Annotated in this window: 13 protein-coding genes; all 13 read left to right on the top strand. The window is 62.6% G+C overall.

Going from position 1 to position 17,050, the window contains the following annotated elements; all coding sequences use genetic code 11:
• Positions 1 to 156: 156 nt before the first annotated feature.
• The 13 genes from D1Y85_RS13130 to rsmG all read left to right on the top strand — a co-directional run bounded on the left by D1Y85_RS13130 (position 157) and on the right by rsmG (position 16,978).
• Positions 157 to 1,866, top strand: a complete 1,710-nt coding sequence (locus D1Y85_RS13130; protein ID WP_124151490.1) for a GMC family oxidoreductase — start codon at positions 157 to 159, stop codon at positions 1,864 to 1,866.
• A 445-nt stretch (positions 1,867 to 2,311) separates the two neighbouring features.
• Complete coding sequence (locus D1Y85_RS13125) at positions 2,312 to 3,091, top strand: ABC transporter ATP-binding protein (protein ID WP_124151489.1); 780 nt, start codon at positions 2,312 to 2,314, stop codon at positions 3,089 to 3,091.
• Entirely contained in the window at positions 3,088 to 3,843 is a 756-nt protein-coding gene (locus tag D1Y85_RS13120) for an ABC transporter ATP-binding protein (RefSeq protein WP_124151488.1), read from the top strand. Before D1Y85_RS13125 ends, D1Y85_RS13120 begins: the two co-directional genes overlap by 4 nt.
• 114 nt (positions 3,844 to 3,957) lie before the next feature.
• Complete coding sequence (locus tag D1Y85_RS13115) at positions 3,958 to 5,172, top strand: ABC transporter substrate-binding protein (protein ID WP_124151487.1); 1,215 nt, start codon at positions 3,958 to 3,960, stop codon at positions 5,170 to 5,172.
• A gap of 94 nt (positions 5,173 to 5,266) precedes the next feature.
• The gene (locus D1Y85_RS13110) at positions 5,267 to 6,151 is read left to right on the top strand and encodes a branched-chain amino acid ABC transporter permease (RefSeq protein ID WP_124151486.1); all 885 of its coding nucleotides are present in this window, start codon (positions 5,267 to 5,269) and stop codon (positions 6,149 to 6,151) included.
• Entirely contained in the window at positions 6,151 to 7,122 is a 972-nt protein-coding gene (locus D1Y85_RS13105; protein ID WP_124151485.1) for a branched-chain amino acid ABC transporter permease, read from the top strand. The genes D1Y85_RS13110 and D1Y85_RS13105 overlap by 1 nt, the downstream gene beginning before the upstream one ends.
• A 641-nt stretch (positions 7,123 to 7,763) precedes the next feature.
• Positions 7,764 to 8,930, top strand: a complete 1,167-nt coding sequence (locus D1Y85_RS13100; RefSeq protein WP_124151484.1) for an ABC transporter substrate-binding protein — start codon at positions 7,764 to 7,766, stop codon at positions 8,928 to 8,930.
• 278 nt (positions 8,931 to 9,208) lie between these two features.
• Entirely contained in the window at positions 9,209 to 10,366 is a 1,158-nt protein-coding gene (locus D1Y85_RS13095) for an ABC transporter substrate-binding protein (protein ID WP_124151483.1), read from the top strand.
• A 181-nt stretch (positions 10,367 to 10,547) separates the two neighbouring features.
• Complete coding sequence (locus D1Y85_RS13090; protein ID WP_124151482.1) at positions 10,548 to 11,603, top strand: branched-chain amino acid ABC transporter permease; 1,056 nt, start codon at positions 10,548 to 10,550, stop codon at positions 11,601 to 11,603.
• Between the two features lie 4 nt (positions 11,604 to 11,607).
• On the top strand, positions 11,608 to 13,395 hold the full coding sequence (locus D1Y85_RS13085) for a branched-chain amino acid ABC transporter ATP-binding protein/permease (RefSeq protein ID WP_124151481.1): 1,788 nt from the start codon (positions 11,608 to 11,610) through the stop codon (positions 13,393 to 13,395).
• Positions 13,395 to 14,150 carry an ABC transporter ATP-binding protein gene (locus tag D1Y85_RS13080; protein WP_124151480.1) on the top strand — a complete coding sequence of 252 codons (756 nt, stop codon included), beginning with the start codon at positions 13,395 to 13,397 and terminating at the stop codon, positions 14,148 to 14,150. Before D1Y85_RS13085 ends, D1Y85_RS13080 begins: the two co-directional genes overlap by 1 nt.
• 177 nt (positions 14,151 to 14,327) lie before the next feature.
• The gene (gene mnmG / locus D1Y85_RS13075; protein WP_124151479.1) at positions 14,328 to 16,286 is read left to right on the top strand and encodes a tRNA uridine-5-carboxymethylaminomethyl(34) synthesis enzyme MnmG; all 1,959 of its coding nucleotides are present in this window, start codon (positions 14,328 to 14,330) and stop codon (positions 16,284 to 16,286) included.
• Positions 16,283 to 16,978, top strand: a complete 696-nt coding sequence (gene rsmG, locus D1Y85_RS13070; RefSeq protein ID WP_124151478.1) for a 16S rRNA (guanine(527)-N(7))-methyltransferase RsmG — start codon at positions 16,283 to 16,285, stop codon at positions 16,976 to 16,978. The genes mnmG and rsmG overlap by 4 nt, the downstream gene beginning before the upstream one ends.
• Positions 16,979 to 17,050 lie beyond the last annotated feature (72 nt).

Raw genomic sequence — 17,050 nt, 5'->3', positions numbered from 1 at the left:
AGCTTGCATGAGACCCGAGTCAGTGCTCTGCGCTAACCCGGGTCGACCGCCTTGCATGGGACCCGAGTAAGTGCTGAAGCACTAACTCGGGTCGACCGCTGTGCATGGGACCCGAGTAAGCGCTGAAGCGCTAACTCGGGTCGACAGGAGACAATAATGCCCACACCGAGTGAACCTCCTGGACGACAGTCGTCCTCGCGTCGCCTCGAAGGCGAATTCGACTACGTGATCGTCGGTGCCGGCACGGCGGGCTGCGTGCTTGCCAACCGGCTTTCCGAAGACCCCAACGTCTCCGTGCTGCTGCTCGAAGCGGGCGGCCAGGACGATTACCACTGGATTCACATCCCAGTCGGCTATCTCTACTGCATCGGCAATCCGCGCACAGACTGGCTCTACAAGACCGTGGCCGAAGCGGGCCTGAACGGGCGCACGCTGTCCTATCCGCGCGGGCGTGTGCTCGGCGGGTCGTCGTCGATCAACGGCATGATCTACATGCGCGGCCAGCGTGAGGACTACGATGCATGGGCACGCGCGACCGGCGACGCGTCGTGGTCGTGGGATTCGGTGCTGCCCGTGTTCCGCAAAAGCGAGAACTATCACGGCGGCGCGAGTGAATATCACGGCGCGGGCGGTGAATGGCGCGTCGAGAAGCAGCGGCTCAAGTGGAAGATTCTCGAAACGTTCGCGCAGGCGGCGCAGGAGCAGGGGATCGCGGCCACCGACGATTTCAATCGCGGTGACAACAGCGGCGTCGGCTACTTCGATGTGAACCAGAAACGCGGTGTGCGCTGGAACGCGTCGAAGGCGTTTCTGGGCCCCGCAATGAAGCGCCCGAATCTCACCATCATCACCGGTGCGCTCACTGAACGCGTGATATTCGAAGGGCGGCGGTGCGTCGGTGTCGAGTATCGCGGCGATGTCGATTACGTCGCGCGTGCGCGCGCCGAAGTGATCCTGAGTGCGGGCGCTGTGAACTCGCCGCAATTGCTCGAACTCTCCGGTGTCGGCGATGCACAGCGACTCAAGGCGCTCGGCATCGGCGTCGTGCAGGATCTGCGTGGCGTGGGCGAGAACCTGCAGGACCATCTGCAATTGCGCATGGCGTATCGCGTGAGCGGTGTGCGTACGCTCAACACGGCGTCGGCGCACTGGTGGGGCAAGGTGAAAATCGGTCTGCAATACGCGCTATTTCAGAGCGGACCGATGTCGATGTCGCCTTCGCAGCTCGGTGCGTTCGCGAAGTCCGATCCCGACGATCCCGCGCTCACACGTCCCGACCTCGAATATCACGTGCAGCCGCTCTCGCTCGACCGTTTCGGTGAACCGCTGCACCGTTTCAATGCATTCACGGCGTCGGTATGTAACTTGCGGCCGACGTCGCGCGGCAGCATCCACATCGTTTCCGCCGATCCGGCGACGGCGCCTGCCATCGCGCCGAATTACCTTTCTACCGATCACGACCGGCGCGTGGCCGCCAACGCCTTGCGCCTCACGCGGCGTATCGCCGCGTCACCCGCGCTCGCGCGCTACAAGCCGGAGGAAATTCTTCCCGGCGTGGCGTTCCAGACCGAAGCGCAACTGGTCGAAGCGGCGGGCAACGTCGGCACGACGATCTTTCATCCGGTCGGCACCTGCCGCATGGGACGTGCTGACGATAGCGATGCTGTGGTCGACTCGCGTCTGCGTGTGCGCGGCGTGGACGGCTTGCGTGTGGTCGATGCGTCGGTGATGCCGTTCATCACTTCGGGCAACACGAATTCGCCCACGTTGATGATCGCCGAGCGAGCCGCCGCGATGGTGCTCGCCGACCGCCGCGAAGGTGCACACGCACGCGTCGACTCTTCCCCGCCGCTGCCGGTGATCTGAACGGGCGCGAAGTTTGCGGGCGGGGTCACACGTCATGCGCTTGCGGTGCATGCGATCGTATTCCCCGCGCATCTACCGCATTTGCAGGCGTCGCGATGGATTGCCGGGCGCGGGCTGATCACGTCCGCATCGTGCATCCCGCTTTCGTCAATTGCGCGAGGCCCGCCACGGGCGGCCGTGCGCTGACCCCCTAAGTGCAAATCCCAATGATTGCGGTGCATCATTGGGGAGACAATGCGCGGAGACGGACAGCGCGCAGCGCGTCATCCTTGTGCGTCAGCAAACGGCGCGTAGTGCAGCGGTTTCATCGGCTTGACATGATGGGTTCCGGACGTATCGCAACGTTGCAGTGCGGGACGCGACGACTTCGGGGCCACTGGCATTCGTGCGGCGGCTCGCGCGAACCAGGTGCAGCGTTACGCCTTTATTTCGCGTGGAAGGGAACATGATTCTCGGCGACACGATTCTGGAGACGCACGGCCTCACCAAACAGTTCAAGGGCTTCACGGCCGTGAACGGTGTGAACCTGCGCGTGTGCCGCGGCACGATCCACGCACTGATTGGACCGAATGGCGCGGGCAAGACCACCTGCTTCAATCTCCTCACGAAATTCCTCGAACCGAGCGCGGGGCGCATCGTGTTCAACGGCATCGACATCACGCATGAGCGGCCCGCACAGATCGCGCGGCGCGGCATCATCCGGTCGTTCCAGATCTCGGCTGTGTTTCCGCACCTCAGCGCGCTGCAGAACGTGCGCGTCGGGCTGCAACGCTCGCTCGGTACGGCGTATCACTTCTGGAAGAGCGAGCGCTCGCTCGCCGAACTGAACGACCGCGCGATGGACTTGCTCACACAGGTCGGCCTGACCGATTTCGCCGATGTGCCGACCGTCGAACTTGCCTACGGCCGCAAGCGTGCGCTCGAAATCGCAACGACGCTCGCCATGGAGCCGGAGCTGATGCTGCTCGACGAGCCGACGCAGGGCATGGGTCACGAGGACGTGGATCGCGTGACGGCGCTCATCAAGAAGGTGTCGAGCGGGCGCACGATCCTGATGGTCGAGCACAACATGAACGTCATCGCTGGCATCTCCGACACGATCACGGTTCTGCAGCGCGGCGAGGTGCTGGCCGAAGGCAGCTATGCCGAAGTGTCGAAGAACCCGCTTGTCGCCGAGGCCTATATGGGCAGCGCGGACGCAACCCTCGCCGGAGCCCACGCATGAGTACGGTGGCGGAGAACGAACGCGTCGATGCCGCCGCTCAGGAGAACGAGCCTGCGCTCGAGATCGCGGGCCTGCAAACGTGGTACGGCGAATCCCACATTCTGCACGGCGTCGATCTTTCGGTTGCGCGCGGCGAAGTCGTCACGCTGCTCGGGCGTAACGGCGCGGGGCGCACGACCACGCTGCGCGCGATCATGGGGCTGGCGGGGCGTCGCACGGGGTCGATCCGCATCGGTGGACGCGAGACGATCGGCATGCCCACTCATCGCATCGCGCATTGCGGCGTCGGCTATTGCCCGGAAGAGCGCGGCATTTTCGCAAGCCTCTCCTGCGAGGAAAACCTGCTCCTGCCGCCGCTCGTGAACGCTAATGCGAAGAGCATGTCGCTCGACGAGATCTACGCGATGTTTCCAAATCTGGCGGAGCGCCGTCACAGCCAGGGCACGCGGCTGTCGGGTGGCGAGCAGCAGATGCTGGCGGTCGCGCGCATCCTGCGCACGGGCGCGAATCTGCTGCTGCTCGACGAGATATCCGAAGGCCTCGCGCCCGTGATCGTCCAGGCGCTCGCACGCATGATCGTCACGCTGAAGTCACGCGGCTATACGGTCGTGATGGTCGAGCAAAACTTCCGTTTCGCGGCCCCGCTCGCTGACCGGTTCTACGTGATGGAGCACGGCCGTATCGTCGAGCATTTCGGCGTCGCTGAACTCGACAGCAAGATGCCCGTGCTGCACGACCTGCTGGGCGTCTAGCATTCCGGGTCTCACATTGCATGCGGCGCGACATGCCGCACGCAATAGTTTTGCCGCAAGTTGCTGATTGATTTTCTGGCTTTCAAAACAATGCAACCAGAGTTGGAGACTGCAATGAAGAAAACGACGTTCGGGCAGCTCGCAGCCCGCGCCGCCGCTGCTGCGGCCTTGATGGCGTTCGGTGCCGGGAGTGCACTGGCCGCAGACGATACGGTGAAGATCGGCTACATCACCGACTTGTCGGGACTCTATGCGGACATCGACGGCCCGGGCGGCCTCGAAGCGATTCGCATGGCGATCGCGGATTTCGGCGGCAAGGTGCTCGGCAAGCCGATCGATCTGCTCTACGCTGACCACCAGAACAAGGCCGATATCGCGGCGTCGCGCGCGCGCGAATGGTTCGACCGCGACGGCGTGCAGATGGTGATCGGCGGCACGAACTCGGCGACGGCGTTGTCGACGAGCCAGGTAGCCGGCGAGAAGCACAAGGTCTACATCAACGTGGGCGCGGGTGCCGACACGCTGACGAACGAGCAGTGCACGCCGTACACGATCCACTATGCCTACGACACGGTTGCGCTCGCGAAGGGCACGGGTTCGGCGGTGACGAAGCAGGGCGGCAAGACGTGGTACTTCCTGACCGCCGACTACGCGTTTGGCCACGCGCTTGAAAAAGCCACTGCCGACGTCGTGAAGGCCAGTGGCGGCCAGGTGTTGGGTGAAGTGAAGCATCCGCTCTCGGCATCGGACTTCTCGTCGTTCCTGCTGCAGGCGCAGTCCTCGAAGGCGCAGGTCCTCGGCCTCGCGAACGCGGGCGGCGACACGATCAACTCGATCAAGGCGGCGAAGGAATTCGGCATCCCGAAGACGATGAAGACCGCGGCGCTGCTGATGTTCCTCTCGGACGTGCACAGCCTCGGCCTCGAAACCACGCAGGGCCTCGTGCTGACCGACAGCTGGTACTGGGACCAGAACGCGGACACGCGCAAGTGGGCGCAGCGCTTCTTCGACAAGACGAAGAAGATGCCGACGAGCCTGCAGGCCGCGGACTATTCGGCGACGACGAACTACCTGAAGGCCGTCCAGGCGGCGGGCACGACCGACCCGGACAAGGTGATGGCGCAACTGCGCAAGACGAAGATCGACGACTTCTACGCGAAGGGCTACATCCGCGAGGACGGCAGCATGATCCACGACATGTACCTGATGCAGGTGAAGACGCCGGCTGAGTCGAAGGGGCCGTGGGACCTCTTGAAGATCTCCGCGACAATCCCGGGCGACCAGGCGTTCACGACGAAGCAGGAGTCGCGCTGCGCGTTGTGGAAGTAAGCGCAAGGATGTTTTTCGTTGACGCGGGCACGGCGCGGTCGGTACGACGCGCCGTGCGTCGCGTCTGGACGATCTTGATGAGATGGCGGCTTTCATGACGATCTTTGGCATTCCGCTTCCGGCAATGCTGAGCCAACTGCTGCTCGGGCTCGTGAACGGGTCGTTCTACGCGATCCTGAGTCTCGGCCTCGCGGTGATCTTCGGCATGCTCAACGTGATCAACTTTGCGCATGGGGCGTTGTTCATGCTGGGCGCGATGCTCACGTGGATGGGGCTCGCGTACTTCAATCTGCCGTACTGGGTGATGCTCGTCGTTGCTCCGCTTCTGGTGGGCGGGCTCGGCATGGTGATCGAGCGCTCGATGCTGCGCTGGCTCTACCGGCTCGACCATCTATACGGACTCCTGCTGACTTTCGGATTGACGCTCGTCGTGGAGGGCGTGTTCCGCTCGATCTACGGTTCGTCGGGCTTGCCTTACGACGTGCCCGATGCGCTCACCGGCGCCACCAATCTCGGCTTCATGTACTTGCCGAACTATCGGGCGTGGGTCGTTGTCGCATCGCTGGTCGTGTGCTTCGCGACGTGGTTCGTGATCGAGAAGACGCGTCTTGGCGCCTATCTGCGCGCCGGCACTGAAAATCCGAAGCTCGTCGAGGCGTTCGGCATCAACGTGCCGCTCATGATCACGCTCACCTACGGCTTCGGTGTCGCACTCGCGGCATTCGCGGGTGTGCTGGCCGCGCCTGTGATCCAGGTGTCGCCGCTGATGGGCCAGCCGATGATCATCACCGTGTTCGCCGTGGTCGTGATCGGCGGGATGGGATCGATCATGGGGTCGATTCTCACGGGCCTGATGCTCGGCGTGATCGAGGGCTTCACGCGCGTGTTCTGGCCCGAGGCCTCGGCAACCGTGGTGTTCGTGATCATGGCGATCGTGCTGTTGATTCGCCCGGCAGGCCTCTTCGGCAAGGAACGCTGATGCAAAGAAAAGCACTTTATGGACTGCTGCTCATCGGCTTGATCGTTGCGCCGTTTGGGGGCGTGTATCCGCTCTTCGTCATGAAGGTGCTGTGTTTCGCGCTCTTCGCCGCCGCCTTCAACCTGCTGATCGGCTATACGGGCCTGCTTTCGTTCGGGCATGCGATGTTTCTCGCGTCCGCGGGCTACCTCACCGGCTACACGATGCAGACGCTGAACGTCACGCCCGAGCTCGGCGTGCTGATCGGCACCGCGGCGGCGACACTGCTCGGCGTCGTGACCGGCCTTTTCGCCATCCGTCGCCAGGGCATCTACTTTGCGATGGTGACGCTCGCGCTCGCGCAGATGGTCTACTTCATCTATCTGCAGGCACCGTTCACGCATGGCGAGGACGGCCTGCAGGGCGTGCCGCGCGGCAAGCTGTTCGGCGTGCTCTCGCTCTCGTCGGATCTGGTGCTCTATTACGTCGTGCTCCTCGTGATGGTGCTCGCGTTCCTGCTGATCGTGCGCATCGTGCATTCGCCGTTCGGGCAAGTGCTCGGTGCGATCAAGGAGAACGAGCCGCGCGCGGTTTCACTCGGCTACGACACGGACCGCTTCAAGCTGCTCGCCTTCGTGCTCTCGGCGGGACTGGCGGGGCTCGCCGGGTCGCTCAAGGTGCTCGTGCTGGGCTTCGAGACGCTCGGCGACGCGTACTGGACACTGTCCGGCCTCGTGATCCTGATGACGCTTGTGGGCGGCATGGGGACGCTTTTCGGACCCATCGTCGGTGCGGCGCTGATCGTCTCGCTCGAAGACCGGCTCGGCGATATCGGTACGGCGCTCGCATCCGTCACGGGGTTGAACTGGTTCAACGCATTGGGTGAGTCCGCAACGATCGTCACCGGCATCATCTTCATCGCGTGCGTGCTGGCGTTCCGGCGCGGCATCGTGGGGGAGATCGTCGCGCGGGTGCGGAGTTTGCGCGCATGAGGTGATTTACGCTGTGATGCGAGCGGCGCTGAAAGTCGCGGCGATTTGCGTGTACCCTAGCGACTTCGCAGTGCGACATGCATGTGTCAGCGCGCCCCAAACCGGTGCCGCACTGCACCACTAGGGTAAATGCTAGTTGTGACGGCCGGGGGCGAGGCTTAAAGTCTCACCTAGTTCTGATGCACCGAATTTGCAGGTGGAGAACGAGGAGACAACTGAGGCACAAAGTGCCCGGACACGGAAGCGCTGTTGGATGAACGTCCAACAGCGCTTTTCATTTTAGCCGGCGATTTTCCGCCGATTATCTTTTCCCTTCCTTTCTGCGTCGCGCGAGATTCTTTTTCACGCGAGCGAATACGCCCCCGGTTTTACACCAATCGTGACGTGATGCGGCGAATTGCCCGTCGTGTCTGGCTTTGCGTCTGGTTGTGCGAATACGCATTGCGTTGCCGCTATCGGACCGTGTGTAAGCCTATGGAAAGCGCTTGCGACCGCAACTGCCGGTCCGCTACACTCGGCTTTCTCCGGCTAGAGGGTCGGAATAATGCATCGGCAGAGCCCGGCGGATTAATACAAGTATCGAAACCTGAGCCTCTGAAAATCCGGTGCGATTTATAAAGCGATTATCAAAAGGAGTGGAGATGCGGTTGGCCTTGCGTTGGGTGAATGCGGCTTGTGTCGTGTCGGGGATTGTAGCGGTGACGTCCGGTGCGGCGTTCGCCGACGTGAAAATCGGTGTGACGCTGTCAGCTACCGGTCCGGCCGCGTCGCTGGGTATTCCGGAGAAAAACACGATCGCGCTCCTGCCAAAGGAAATCGCGGGTCAGAAGATTGAGTACATTGTGCTCGACGACGCGACCGACTCCACCCAGGCCGTCAAGAACGCCCGCAAGCTCACGAGCGAAGATCACGTCGATGCGCTGATTGGCTCGACCGTCGTGCCGAATTCGCTCGCGATGATCGACGTTGCCGCTGAAACCTCCACGCCGATGATCTCGATGGCCGCCGCTGCCTCGATCGTCGAACCGATGGACGCGAAACGCGCATCGGTCTTCAAGACACCGCAGAACGATCAGTTGATGGCCGGCGCGATCGCGCAACACATGGCAGCGCACGGCGTGAAGACGGTGGCGTTCATCGGCTTCTCGGACGCCTACGGCGAGAGCTGGTACAAGGAATTCAGCGTCGCAGCCGCAAAGCAGAACATCAAGGTCGTCGCGAACGAGCGCTTCGCGCGCAATGACGCGTCGGTCACGGGACAGGCGCTCAAGATGATGTCGCAACATCCGGACGCCGTGTTGATCGCCGGTGCTGGCACGCCGGCCGCGCTGCCGCAGAAGACACTCAAGGAACGCGGCTATGCGGGCAAGTACTATCAGACGCACGGCGTAGCCAACAACGACTTCCTGCGCGTATGCGGCAAGGATTGCGAGGCCACTTATCTGCCGGCGGGTCCGCTCCTCGTCGCTGATCAGTTGCCCGATTCGAATGCCGCGAAACAGTCGGCGCTCGCGTACAAGAGTGCATACGAAAAGGCCTACGGCGTGGGCTCGATCTCGACGTTCGGCGGTCATGCGTGGGACGCGGGTCTGTTGCTGCAGCACGCGATTCCCGCAGCACTGAAAGCGGGCCAGCCGGGAACGAAGGCGTTCCGCGACGCGTTGCGCGCGGCGCTCGAAAACACACATGACCTCGCGGGCGCGCACGGCATCTTCAACATGAGCGCGACCGATCATTCTGGTCTCGATCAGCGCGCGCGCGTGATGGTAGAGATCGTCGGCGGCAAGTGGAAGCTTGCGGGCGACTGAGCGTCGTCGGAAACCAGGCATAACGAAGCATCATGCAAGGGCACGGCGGTCATCCGACGTGCCCTTTTTGTTGGCCGCGCAACTTTCGCGCGGGCAGGATAGGGCAAGCGTTGCACGGCGTAACCGTCAACGAGTCGATAAGCCGGATCGAGCATCAAGCAGGGAAAACCATGCATTACATGTGCGGTTCTACTAACTACACTCAAAGGCCCGACGCGAGGCGAACAATCCCGACGCCGGGGCAATCGACAGACAGACAAAGCGTTTGGAGACGCGCCATGAAAACGATGAAGTGGGTGGGTGCCGGACTCGCAGCGGCAATGTTGGGCACAACCGGCGTGGCGGTCGCACAGGTGAAGATCGGCGTGACGCTTTCGGCGACGGGGCCAGCCGCGTCGCTCGGCATTCCGGAAAAAAACACGATCGCACTCCTGCCGAAAGAGATCGCGGGCAAGAGCGTGGAGTACATCGTGCTCGACGACGCGTCGGATACGAGCAAGGCCGTAAAGAACACCCACAAGCTGATCGATGAAGATCACGTCGACGCGATCGTCGGTTCGACGGTCACGCCGAACTCGCTCGCGATGCTCGACGTGGTCGCGCAGAGCAAGACGCCGATGATCTCGCTCGCGGCGTCGGCGGCGATCGTGCAGCCGGTGGACGGCAAGCGTCAGTGGGCGTTCAAGACGCCGCAGAACGATAGCCTGATGGCCGACGCACTCGCGAGCTACATGGAGAAGCAAGGCGTCAAGACCGTGGGTTTCATCGGCTTCACGGATGCCTATGGCGACAGCTGGTTCAAGGAGTTCACGGCGGCAGCGGCGAAGCACAATCTGAAGATCGTCGCGAGCGAGCGTTATAACCGTACCGATTCGTCTGTGACGGGCCAGGCGCTCAAGCTGATGTCGGCGAATCCGGAGGCCGTGCTGATCGCCGGATCGGGCACGCCGTCGGCGCTGCCGGCCACTACGCTGAAGGACCGCGGCTATAAGGGCAAGATTTATCAGACGCACGGTGTCGCGAATAACGACTTCCTGCGCGTCTGCGGGAAAGACTGCGAAGGCGAACTGCTGCCCGCAGGGCCGATGCTCGTCGCTGACCAGTTGGCCGATACGAATCCGGTGAAGAAGTCGGCGCTCACCTACAAAGTGGCCTATGAGAAGGCCTACGGTGCCGGTTCCATCTCGACGTTCGGAGGCCATGCGTGGGACGCAGGGCAGATGCTGGCGCGCGCGATTCCCGTCGCACTGAAGACGGCTCAACCCGGCACCGAAGCGTTCCGCGTCGCGTTGCGTAACGCGCTCGAAAACACGCGCGATATGGCAGGCGCACATGGCGTTTTCAACATGAGCGCGACCGATCACGCAGGTCTCGACGACCGTGCACGCGTGATCGTGGAAATCGTCGACAGCAAGTGGAAGCTGCAAAGCCAGTGATCCCGCTTCGCGCTTGAGGGACTGTCCGCGCGGACGGTTCCTCGTGAAACGCACGGACGTTTCCGCGTCGTTCTCCTCATCGACAATCTCCGGCGCACTGTGCTCCGGGCTTGTCTCTCATTTGCTGTTTTTCGTCGTTCCCAGCGTTCCCGGGTTTCCAGGGTTTCAGTAAGAGGGCTGTATGGATTTATCGATTGCCGCGATCCTCGCGCAGGACGGCATCACGACAGGCGCGATCTACGCGCTGCTCGCGCTAGCGCTCGTGCTCGTGTTTTCCGTCACGCGGGTTATCTTCATTCCGCAAGGCGAGTTCGTCTCGTATGGCGCACTCACGCTCGCCGCGCTGCAATCGCAGAAGTTTCCGGCGACTTGCTGGTTGCTCGTCGCACTTGGCGCGGCATGCTTCGTCGCGGAAACGTTGGGGCTCGTGCGCCACGCCGAACGGCGCCGGCACGCAGCGCGCACGCTAGTGTCGCTCGCGGGCAAGTATCTGCTGTTCCCCATTGCGTTGTATGCGCTGACCCGCGAACTGGCCGCACAACCTCTGCCGATGCTCGCGCAGATCGCGTTGACACTCGCGATCGTCGTGCCGATGGGGCCGTTCATCTACCGCCTTGCATTTCAGCCCATTGCCGAGTCGGCGACGCTGTTGCTCCTGATCGTCGCCGTAGCGGTGCACTTCGCGATGGTGGGCCTCGGGCTCGTCATGTTCGGCGCCGAAGGCTCGCGCACCAACGCGTTCACCGACACCACCTTCAACATCGGCAGCCTCTCGATTTCGGGGCAGACGCTGTGGGTGATCGGCGCGGCTGCTGTGATGATCGTTGCCCTGTACTTCTATTTCGACCGCACGATTCCGGGCAAGGCACTGCGTGCGACCGCCGTGAACCGGCTCGGCGCGCGGCTCGTCGGAATCGGTACGGCGCAGGCCGGGCGACTCGCGTTCACGCTCGCCGCAGGGCTCGGCGCGCTGTGCGGAATTCTCGTCGCACCGCTAACGACCATCTACTACGACTCGGGTTTCCTGATCGGCCTGAAGGGCTTCGTGGGCGCAATCATCGGCGGACTCCTGAGCTATCCAGTGGCGGCGGCGGGCTCGGTGCTGGTCGGCCTGCTGGAGTCGTATTCGTCGTTCTGGGCGAGTTCCTATAAGGAAGTGATCGTGTTCACGCTCATCATCCCCGTGCTGCTGTGGCGCAGTCTCTCGACGCCGCACGCCGAAGAGGAAGAGGAGTGACGCGATGAAACGGATCATCATGCGCAACCGCTTTTTCTGGCTGTTTCTCATCGTCATGTTCGCGTTGCCGGTGCTGCCGCATCCGCTGCACGTGCCCGAGTACTGGGTCACGCTGCTGAACTACATCGGCCTCTATTCGATCGTCGCTATCGGACTCGTGCTGCTCACCGGCATCGGCGGCATGACGAGTTTCGGGCAGGCCGCGTTCGTCGGCGTCGGGGCTTATGCGACTGCGTTTCTGACGACGCAGTACGGCGTGTCGCCGTGGTTCGCGCTGATCGCCGGTGTCGTGGTCACGGGACTCGTGGCGCTAGTGCTCGGGATCGTCACGATGCGGCTCTCGGGCCACTTTCTGCCGCTCGGCACGATCGCCTGGGGCCTCGCGCTGTACTTCCTGTTCGGCAACCTCGATGCGCTCGGCAAGTACGACGGCATCAATGGCATTCCGGTGCTGAACGTACTCGGCATCAATCTCGAGTCGGGGCGCCACATTTACTACCTGATCTGGGTCGTTGTGCTGCTGGCTGTCGTTTCTGTTCAGAACTTGCTTAATAGTCGGGCCGGGCGCGCGATCCGCGCACTGCGAGGCGGCGGGATGATGGCCGAAGCGATGGGTGTGAACACGGCGTGGATGCGCGTCGTGATCTTCGTCTACGCGGCGGTGCTCGCGGCTGTCTCCGGTTTCCTCTACGCGCATCTGCAACGTGCCGTGAATCCGACGCCGTTCGGCCTGAATCATGGCATCGAGTATCTGTTCATGGCCGTCGTGGGTGGCGTCGCGCACGTGTGGGGCGCGGTACTCGGTGCGGCGATCCTGACGGTGCTGCAGGACTGGCTGCAAACGCTGTTGCCCAAGCTGCTCGGCGAGAACGGCAACTTTGAAATCATCGTGTTCGGCGTTCTGATGGTGCTGCTGCTGCAGTACGCGCGGCGCGGTGTCTGGCCGTTCGTCGCACGATTCTTTCCGCACGGCTCGCAGGCACACGTTCCCGAGAACGCAGAGCCGTTGCCGCAGCGCAGCAAACCAGCCGCCGGCGAAATGCTGCTGACGGTCGACAAGGCGCGGAAGCAGTTCGGTGGACTCGTCGCGGTGAACGACGTGAGCTTCGAGGTGCGCGCCGGTCAGATCATCGGTTTGATCGGACCGAACGGCGCCGGCAAGTCGACGACGTTCAACCTCGTCACCGGCGTGATGCAGCCGACGAGCGGACAGATCACGTTCCGCGGCGAGCGGATCGACCGGCTCACTTCACGTCAGATCGTCGCGCGCGGGATCGGCCGGACGTTCCAGCACGTCAAGTTGCTGCCGACGATGACGGTGCTCGAGAACGTCGCCATCGGCGCGCATCTGCGAGGGCGCGCGGGCGTGCTGCGCAGCGTCGCAAAGTTCAACGTGGCGGAAGAAGGGCGCCTGATGAGCGAGGCGGCGAAGCAACTGCGGCGCGTTGGGCTTGAGCCGTACATGTACGAGGAAGCTGGCAGCCTCGCGCTGGGTCAGCAGCGCATTCTTGAGATTGCGCGCGCGCTGTGTTGCGATCCAACCTTGCTGCTGCTCGATGAACCGGCAGCGGGTTTGCGGTATCAGGAAAAACAACAGCTCGCTGCGCTGCTGCGAAAGCTGAAGGAGGAGGGGATGAGCGTGCTGCTGGTCGAACACGACATGGACTTCGTGATGAATCTCACGGATCGGCTCGTCGTAATGGAGTTCGGCACGCGGATCGCGGAAGGCTTGCCAGAGGACGTGCAGCAGGATCCCGCTGTGCTCGAAGCGTATCTCGGCGGGGTGGAGTGATGGCGACATCCGCTAACACCGTCCTTGAAGTCTCGAACCTCGCGGTCCGCTACGGCAAGATCGAGGCGCTGCATCATGCGGCAATCAAGGTGGGCGCAGGGCAGATCGTCTCTGTGATTGGACCGAACGGCGCGGGCAAATCCACCCTGCTGAACGCCATCATGGGCGCGCTGCCTCACACTGGGCACGCGAGTGGGCACGTTGCCTACCTCGGTGAAGAGGTGAGCGCGTTACCGATCGAGGGTCGCGTCGCGCGTGGTATGTGCCTCGTGCCGGAAAAGCGTGAGTTGTTCGCGTCGATGACCGTCGAGGACAATCTCGTGCTCGGCGCGTATCGGCGAAAGCGGGCAGGCGAGCGTAACTTCCTCGATCAGCTCGATCATGTGTTCGAGTTGTTTCCCCGCATGAAGGAGCGTCGTGCGCAGGCGGCCGGCACGCTTTCCGGTGGCGAGCGGCAAATGCTCGCGGTCGGCCGGGCTCTGATGGGAAAGCCGGATCTGCTGATGCTCGACGAGCCGAGCCTCGGTCTGGCGCCGCTGATTGTGAAGGAAATATTCCACATCATCAGCGCGTTGCGTCAGACGGGCGTGGCCACGCTGCTGATCGAGCAGAACGCGCGCGCTGCACTTCAGATTTCCGATTACGGCTACGTGCTAGAAACCGGCGATCTGGCGCTTGAAGGCCCCGCTGCGGAACTGGCGCAGAACCCGCGCGTGATCGAAACCTATCTCGGGCTCGCGAAGAAGACCGTCTGAGTGCTCTGTATGTTGTTCACGAAGCGGCGTGTTTCACGTGAAACACGCCGCCTTTTTTTGCCTGCGCGTGGAACGAAATTCGGGTGTGAACGGCCCAATTCGCGAAACCGCTATAATTCGCGCATCCCACACTTTTCTGAGAGGGCTCACGCGGTTCGCCGTGCGTGAGGACCGCCTATGCTTTATCCCACAGAGTTTGACGTAATCGTCGTCGGCGGCGGTCACGCCGGCACCGAGGCCGCGCTTGCTGCCGCTCGCATGGGCGTTAGAACGCTTCTGCTCACGCACAACATCGAGACGCTCGGCCAGATGAGCTGCAATCCGTCGATCGGCGGTATTGGTAAGGGGCATCTGGTCAAGGAAGTTGACGCCCTTGGGGGCGCGATGGCTGCAGCCACCGACGAGGGTGGCATCCAGTTCCGCATCCTGAATTCCTCGAAAGGCCCGGCGGTACGCGCGACCCGCGCCCAAGCCGACCGTATTCTCTACAAGGCCGCGATCCGCCGTCGCCTGGAAAATCAGCAAAATCTCTGGCTATTCCAGCAGGCCGTCGAGGACTTGATGGTTGAAGGCGATCGGGTGGTCGGTGCGGTGACGCAAGTCGGCATCCGGTTCCGCAGTCGTGCGGTCGTTCTGACGGCAGGGACGTTCCTCGACGGCAAGATCCACGTTGGCCTGAACAACTACACGGGTGGCCGCGCTGGTGACCCGGCGGCGGTGACGCTTTCGGCGCGCCTGAAGGAGCTGAAACTGCCGCAAGGGCGCCTGAAGACTGGAACACCGCCGCGTATCGATGGACGCACAATCGATTTTTCGGTACTCGAAGAGCAGCCGGGCGATCTGGACCCGGTGCCGGTGTTCTCGTTCCTTGGCCGAGCGGAACAGCATCCGCGCCAGATTCCGTGTTGGGTGACGCACACGAATGCGCGCACGCACGACATCATCCGTGGCGGTCTTGATCGCTCGCCGATGTACACAGGGGTGATCGAAGGTGTGGGGCCGCGCTATTGCCCGTCGATCGAAGACAAGATTCACCGCTTCGCGTCGAAGGAATCGCATCAAATCTTCCTGGAACCGGAAGGGCTGACGACGAATGAGTTCTACCCGAACGGGATCTCGACGAGCCTGCCGTTCGATGTCCAACTTGAGCTTGTGCATTCGATGCGCGGCCTGGAGCATGCGCATATCTTGCGCCCCGGCTATGCGATCGAGTACGACTATTTCGATCCGCGTGCTCTGAAGTCGTCGCTGGAAACGAAGTCGATCAACGGTTTGTTCTTTGCGGGCCAGATCAATGGAACGACTGGCTACGAAGAAGCCGCTGCGCAAGGTTTGCTGGCCGGGATTAACGCCGGTCTGCAAGTGCAGGGCAAGGATGCATGGTGCCCGCGCCGTGACGAAGCGTATCTCGGCGTGCTAGTCGACGACCTCGTGACGCGCGGCGTCTCGGAGCCGTACCGTATGTTCACTAGCCGCGCCGAGTATCGCCTGAGTCTGCGCGAAGACAACGCGGATATGCGCCTCACGGAGATCGGTCGGGAACTGGGTGTAGTCGATGACATTCGCTGGGCCGCATTCTGCCGTAAGCGCGATGCTGTTTCACGTGAAACAGAGCGCCTGAAGTCGACGTGGGTGAATCCGAAGACGCTTTCTGCCGACGAGGCAACCGCCTTGCTCGGCAAGCCGATCGACCGCGAATACAACCTCGCCGATCTGCTGCGCCGTCCGGGTGTCAGCTATGACGGCGTCTGCGGCCTGCGAGAGGGTGCTTGCGCCCCCGAAACACCGCTCGCCGACGACGAGATCCTGCTTGCGCAGATCAAGGAGCAGATCGAGATCGGCGTCAAATATCAGGGCTATATCGATCGTCAGGCCGATGAGATCGAGCGTAACAGCGGCCACGAAAATACGCGGTTGCCGGAAGGTATCGACTACGCGGAGGTGCGCGGCTTGTCGTTCGAAGCGCGCCAGAAGCTTAATCAGTATCGCCCGGAAACGATCGGTCAGGCATCGCGCATTTCTGGCATCACGCCAGCCGCGATTTCACTGCTCATGGTTCATCTGAAGCGTGGCCTCGGTCGCCGACGCCAGAGTCCGGGCGATGCCGGCGCCGATAGCACGCCGGTGGCGCAATGACGGGGCGCGCACGGCAACCCGGCGTCGGTGATCGTGACGTCTTGGCGCGAGTGCTGGAAGAGGGCGTGCAGACACTCGGTATCGAACTGAGCGACCAGCAGCGAGCACAACTGCTCGACTACGTCGCGCTACTGGCGAAGTGGAACGCGGTCTATAACCTGACCGCGATTCGCGATCCGCGCCAGATGATGATTCAGCACATCCTCGATTCGCTTGCGATTCTGCCGCACCTTCCCACGCGAGATTGCGCCGCGGTGCTCGACGTTGGTTCGGGCGGCGGGTTGCCGGGCATCGTACTCGCCATCGCGCGACCGGACTGGCAGGTGACGCTGAACGACATCGTGCACAAGAAGACTGCGTTTCAATCTCAGGTGAAGGCTGAATTGGGCCTGACGAACCTGTCAGTTGTGACGGGGCGTGTCGAGTCGCTGCGTCCTGGGATTGAAGTCCCAAATAAATTTGACTTGATTGTCTCGCGGGCATTCGCGGAACTCGCCGATTTCGTTACACTGGCCCGGCATCTGGTCGCCGACGGCGGCGCGATCTGGGCGATGAAGGGCGTACGCCCGGACGGCGAGATCGAGCGACTGCCGGCGGGCGCCCGCGCGCTTCGGACTATCCGGCTGGATGTGCCAATGCTCGACGCGGAGCGGCACCTGACCGAAGTCGCGGTCGAGCCGGCGACGGCATGATTCACCGTCCGCACAGAGAGTCGGCCGAACGGACGATCTCCCGGACATGCAGTGCGCAAGCTATAACGTAAG

The organism is Paraburkholderia dinghuensis (assembly GCF_003837865.1).
Classification (GTDB): domain Bacteria; phylum Pseudomonadota; class Gammaproteobacteria; order Burkholderiales; family Burkholderiaceae; genus Paraburkholderia; species Paraburkholderia dinghuensis.
This window is presented reverse-complemented; position numbering and strand designations above follow the sequence as displayed.